We start from the raw sequence: 5,370 nt of genomic DNA, 5'->3' as shown, positions 1-5,370 counted from the left end.
GCCGACGTCGTCACGGGGCGGTTCCGGCTCCACCTGGCCGTCGGCGACTACCTCGCCGAGCTCGCGGACACGGCGCCGCTCCTGCTCGTCCTGGACGACCTGCACTGGGCCGACGAGGAGACCCTCGCCCTGCTGATCCGGCTCGCCGGGGGGCTGCGGGACCGCCGCGTCCTGCTGCTGGCCACGTTCCGCCAGACCGAGGTGCCGGACGGCCTCGCCGCCGCGCTGGCCGCGCTCGCCCGGCACGAGCCCGCGCGGATCGAGCTGGCCGGGCTGTCGCCGGCGGAGGTCGCGGCCCTCGTCCGCGACACCTGCGCCACCGGCCTGGACGACGCGGAGCTGTCCGCGATCGCCGAGCGCACGGGCGGCAACCCGTTCTTCACCCGGGAGACGGCCCGCCTCCTGGACGCCGAGGGGCTGCCCGCCGCCACCCGCCGGGTCCCCGCCGGCGTCGGCGACGTGCTGCGCCGCCGTGTCGCGCGGCTGCCGGGACCGGTCCAGACCGTGCTGCGCGACGCCGCCGTCATCGGCCGGGACGCCGACCTGCGCGTCCTGACCGACCTGGCGGGGGACGAGGAGACGGTGATCGAGGCCGTGGAGGCCGGGCTGGCCGCGGGCCTGGTCACCGAGCCCGCGCCCGGCCGGATCCGGTTCGCGCACGCCCTCGTCCGCGACACCCTCTACGCGGGCGTGTCCAGGGCCCGCCTCACCCGCGTGCACGGCCGCGTCGCCGCCGCGCTGGAGCGCCACCTCCCGGGGGAGGCCGCCGCGCTCGCGCACCACTACCTCGAATCCGGCGCCGACCCGGACAAGGCCGTCCGGTACGCGCGGCGCGCCGCCGCGGCCGCCGAGGCGCGGTTCGCGCACGGCGCCGCGGCCGACCTGTGGGGGCGCGCCGTCGCGACGCTCCGCGCGCAGGGCCCCGAGGCGACCCGCGACCGGCTGGAGGCGGAGGCCGCCGCGATCCGGGCGAGCGCCCTCGCCGGGCAGATCGTCGACGCCCGGGCCCGGCGCATCGCCGCCATCGCCGACGCCCGCGCGTTCGGCGACGTCCGCCTGCTCGCCCGGATCATCGTCGCCTTCGACGTCCCCACGCTGTGGACGAGCCGCGAGTACGGGACCCTCGACCTCACCGTCGTGGAGGCCACCGACGCGGCGCTGGCGAGCCTCCCCGAGACCGAGCCGGAGTCGCGGGTCAGGCTGCTGACCACGCTGGCGATCGAGTCGGAGGGCGAGCAGCACGACCGGGGCGCCGTGGCCGCCGCCGCGGCGCTGCGCCTGGCCCGCGCGCTGGGCTCGCCCGAGCTGATCGCCCTCGCCCTCAACGGCGCCTACATCAACGCCTACCGGAGCGCGGAGGGGCTCACCGAGCGGCGCCGGTTCGCGTCCGAGCTGCTCGACCTCGCCGTCGAGCACGACCTCGGCACCTACCGCGTCCTCGCGCACCTGCAACTCCAGCAGACGAGCGTCGCCGCGCTCGACCTGCCCGCCGCGCACCGGCACCGCGCGGAGGGGCGCCGGCTCGCCGAGCAGTACGGGCTGCCGCTGCTGGCCCGCATCGCGGACTGGTACACGGCCCTGGTGCGTGCCTTCGCCGCCCGCCCGGACGAGGCGGAACGCGCGTTCGCCGAGGTCGGCGGCTCCATCGGCCGGACCCGGATCTGGTTCAGCGAGCGCGGCATGGCGCTCCTCGGCCCCTTCTGCCTGCGGCTCGTCCAGGGGCGGGCCGAAGAGGCGATGGAGGAGGCCGCCTGGCTGCACGAGCAGTGGAGGCACGTCGCCGCGACCGCCGACATCTACGCGCTCACCCTGGCCTCCGCGGGCCGCACCGCCGAGGCCCGCCGGGTGGTGGCGGGCGCCGGGCCCGTGCGGCTCGACTACTTCTTCGACCTGACCATGGCGGTCCGCGGCCTGCGCGCCGTCGCCCTGGACGACCGGCCCCTGGCCGAGGAGGCCTACACGGCGCTGCTGCCCTACGAGGGCCACTTCTCCGGCGGCGCCACAGCCGTCGCGACGGTCGGCCCGGTCGCGCAGGTCCTCGGCGACCTCGCCCGCTTCCTGGACCGCCCCGCCGAGACCGCCGCCGCCCACTACCGCACGGCGGTCGAGGTCGCGAACCGCCTCGAAGCCCCCTTCTGGGCAGAGAAGGCCACCGCCTCCCTCACCGCCCTGGGCACAGCGGCATGACCGCGCCCCCTCCAACCCGACTAAACTGGCGGGCGCATCTACGGCCGCGGAAGGCAAGGTCGCCGATGCCGGCGATGGAGGGTCGCAAGGCCCGAACAAGGAGAAAAGGCCATAAGCGCACCCGTTCTGATGGACGCACCGACCCCGGCCACTGTCGCCACCCCCAACGACCTTTATGGCTGCGATCGCGTCCGAAGGCAGGTTCGAGCGGTGCGAGAATCTGATCGCGCAGCGAGCCGCCAAGGCGAGTCGGAGCGATGCCAGCGATCGCCAGCGGTGCTCGACGATGGAGGGCCGCAAGGCCCGAAGGAGGAGGGCGCTGCAATGAGCACAGCGAGACGGAGCGATGCCGGCGATCGCTCGCTTTTCTCGACGATGGAGGGCCGCAAGGCCCGAAGGAGGAGAGAAAGGCCATGAACAGCGGTTTCGCTTGCTTCATCGGGCGGCCCAATGTGGGCAAGTCGACGTTGATGAACGCGCTGGTGGGGACGAAGGTGGCGATCACCAGCAGCCGTCCGCAGACGACGCGGCGGGCCATCCGGGGGATCGTGCACCGTCCCGACGCGCAGCTCGTGGTGGTCGACACCCCCGGTCTGCACAAGCCCCGGACGCTTCTCGGTGAGCGGCTCGACAGCCTCGTGCGGTCCACGCTGACCGAGGTGGACGTGATCGGGTTCTGCGTGCCCGCCGACCAGCCGGTCGGGCCCGGCGACAAGTACATCGCCAGGGAGCTGGCGGGGGTGAAGAAGACGCCCGTGGTCGCGATCGTCACCAAGACCGACCTCGCCGCGCCCGAGCAGGTGGCCGAGCAGCTCCTCGCGGTCGGGCGGCTCGGGGAGTTCGCCGACATCGTGCCGTGCTCCGCCGAGAGCGGCTTCCAGGTCGACCTCGTCGGCGACCTGCTGATCTCCCATCTGCCGGAGGGGATGGCGCTCTACCCCGAGGGCGATCTCACCGACGAGCCCGAGCAGGTCCTCGTCGGCGAGCTGATCCGCGAGGCGGCGCTGGAGGGCGTCCGGGACGAGCTGCCCCACTCGATCGCCGTCGTCGTGGACGAGATGGCGCCCCGCGAGGGACGCGAGGACCTCGTCGACGTCTACGCGCACCTGTTCGTCGAGCGGTCCAGCCAGAAGGGGATCATCATCGGGCACAAGGGCTCGCGGCTGCGGGAGGTCGGCGCGGCGGCGCGCCGGCAGATCGAGGCGCTGCTCGGCACGAAGGTGTTCCTCGACCTGCGCGTCAGCGTCCTCAAGGACTGGCAGCGCGACCCCAAGCAGCTCCGCAGGCTCGGCTTCTACGACTGACCGGCGTCCTCCGGGTCCTGCTCGGAGGTCCGGGGCTTTCCACCGGGCTCCTTCTTCGGGGCGTCCTCCGGGGGCGGGGCGTCCTCGTGCGGGGGGTCCTGGCGGCCCCACGCCTGGTCCTCCGACGGCCAGGCGGCGTACTCGCCGGTCGGGGACTGCTCCGGGTACTGCTGGCCGGTGTACTGCGGGTCGGTGTACTGGGGGTCCGTGTAGGGGTGCTGCGGGTAGTCCCCGTCCGGTCGCCGCTGCGACTTGGCGACCTTGTCGCTGACCGGGCGGGCGAGGCTGAAGCCCACCACGAGCAGGGCCGCGACGACCGCGAGGTACCAGCCGAACCGGACGGTGATCTGGTAGCCGAGGTCCAGGCCGGTCCGGGGCAGGTCGTCGCGGACGTGGCCGAGCCGCAGCACGAAGATCCCGCACACCAGCAGGGCGAGCATGCCGGGGACCGCGGCAAGCGCGCCGATCCGGGCGTCGCGCCCGATCAGGTCCCAGGCGGCCAGCGCGATGGCGATCACGGCGAGGACCGGGACGGCGAGGACGATGTCGTCGGCGTCGATGCCCGCGACGCTGCCGAGGTCGCGGCTCAGCGAGCGGCCGAACAGGTCGACGACGACCTCGGCGCGCGCCCACGGAAGGAACGCCGACACCAGCAGGAGCGACGCGGCGGCGATCAGGGCGAGGACCCAGGCGGCGCCGCCGGTCCGGGAGGACGCGGGCGGGGAGGGGACTGTCTCGGCCTGGCCGTCGTGCTGCGGCGGGTAGCCGTCGACGGGCGGCAGGAAGGACGGGCGCGACCGCGCGCGTCCCGCGTCGGATCCCAGGTCACCGGTCATGAACCCAGCGTAAACGCACGGCGGGCATTGTCCGGGAGGTCCACCCGGGGCGCCCGCGGGTCGGTAGGTTGGGGCGAAGTCCGTTATGGGAGGAGAGCGCCGGTGTTGCTCGTTTTTGGCCTGACGGCGGTGTTCCGTACGGTCAGCGAGGGGACGTTCCACTGCCCGCGGTGCGGCGGCGACCGCGCCTACCGCAGGCGCGCCGGACGCCGCTGGTTCTCGGTCTTCTTCGTCCCGATGGTGCCGCTGTGGCGCCTCGGGCAGGCCGTGGAGTGCCGCACCTGCCGCGCCCGCCTCCCCGTGTCGGCCCTGCGGGCGCCGACCGCGCAGCAGATGGCCGAGGCCCTGGCCGCCGGGATGCGGGCCGCCGCGGCCCTGGTGCTGCGCTCGGGCGACCCGGCCGACGCCGCGGCCCGCGCCCGCGCGGTCGCGACGGTCACCGGGTACGGCGAGCCCGACTACGACGCGGACGCCGTGGACACCGATCTGGCGCTGCGCCGCACGTTCCTCGAGCAGGAGGTCGTCCGGGCCGGGGCGCACCTCGCCGTCGAGGCCAAGGAGTGGTTCCTCGCGCAGGCCGTCCGGATCGGGCTGGCGGACGGGCCGCTCGGAGAGGGGGAGCGGCTCGCCCTGCACGGCATCGCCGACCTGCTCGGCATGTCCCGCGCCTACGCGCTCGGCGTCATCGTGACGACGGAGGGGGCGGCGCGCTGACATGGACGCCGCCGCCGGTACCGCATCCGCGGGCAGGGCGCTGGTCCGGCCGCCGGGCCCGCGTCTCGCCGAGGGCCTCGTCACCCATGCCGCCCGCCGCCCGGTGGACGTGGAGCTCGCCGAGCGCCAGCACGCGGCGTACGTCGCGGCGCTGCGCGCGGCGGGATGGAGCGTCCGCGCCGTCGCACCCGCCGACGACCTGCCCGACGCCGTGTTCGTCGAGGACGCCCTGGTCGTGTGCGGCGACGTGGCCGTCGTCTGCCGGTCCGGGGCGCCGAGCCGCCGCGGCGAGGCCGCCGGCGCGGAACGGGCCGCGCGCGAGCTCGGCC

3 protein-coding genes and 2 pseudogenes are annotated in these 5,370 nt (G+C 75.2%); 4 read left to right on the top strand and 1 reads right to left on the bottom strand.

Annotated features, from left to right (window positions below; all coding sequences use genetic code 11):
• A pseudogene (locus AB0C69_RS37375) lies at window positions 1-2,187 on the top strand (ATPase); the annotation flags it as partial.
• 413 nt (window positions 2,188-2,600) lie between these two features.
• Window positions 2,601-3,491, top strand: coding sequence for a GTPase Era (gene era / locus AB0C69_RS37370; RefSeq protein WP_360360439.1), 891 nt, complete (start codon window positions 2,601-2,603; stop codon window positions 3,489-3,491).
• Here era and AB0C69_RS37365 read toward each other — a convergent pair.
• Window positions 3,482-4,327 carry a hypothetical protein gene (locus AB0C69_RS37365; protein WP_360360436.1) on the bottom strand — a complete coding sequence of 282 codons (846 nt, stop codon included), beginning with the start codon at window positions 4,325-4,327 and terminating at the stop codon, window positions 3,482-3,484. The genes era and AB0C69_RS37365 overlap by 10 nt on opposite strands.
• Before the next feature lie 102 nt (window positions 4,328-4,429).
• On the opposite strand from AB0C69_RS37365, the gene AB0C69_RS37360 reads away from it, so the two are divergent.
• Both AB0C69_RS37360 and AB0C69_RS37355 read left to right on the top strand, forming a co-directional pair.
• Window positions 4,430-5,041: a hypothetical protein gene (locus AB0C69_RS37360; RefSeq protein ID WP_345174432.1), complete on the top strand. Its 612-nt coding sequence runs from the start codon at window positions 4,430-4,432 to the stop codon at window positions 5,039-5,041.
• Between the two features lies 1 nt (window position 5,042).
• Window positions 5,043-5,370, top strand: a pseudogene (locus AB0C69_RS37355) (N(G),N(G)-dimethylarginine dimethylaminohydrolase); the annotation flags it as partial.

The organism is Actinomadura sp. NPDC048032, assembly GCF_040653175.1.
In the GTDB taxonomy this organism is placed as follows: Bacteria; Actinomycetota; Actinomycetes; order Streptosporangiales; family Streptosporangiaceae; genus Spirillospora; species Spirillospora verrucosospora.
Note: the sequence above shows the minus strand (reverse complement) of the source record. Positions and strands in the feature narration are given on the sequence as shown.

Coding starts and splice junctions, on each gene's coding strand:
- era (WP_360360439.1), top strand. CDS start 2,601: ATGAACAGCGGTTTCGCTTGCTTCATCGGGCGGCCCAATGTGGGCAAG.
- AB0C69_RS37365 (WP_360360436.1), bottom strand. CDS start 4,327: ATGACCGGTGACCTGGGATCCGACGCGGGACGCGCGCGGTCGCGCCCG.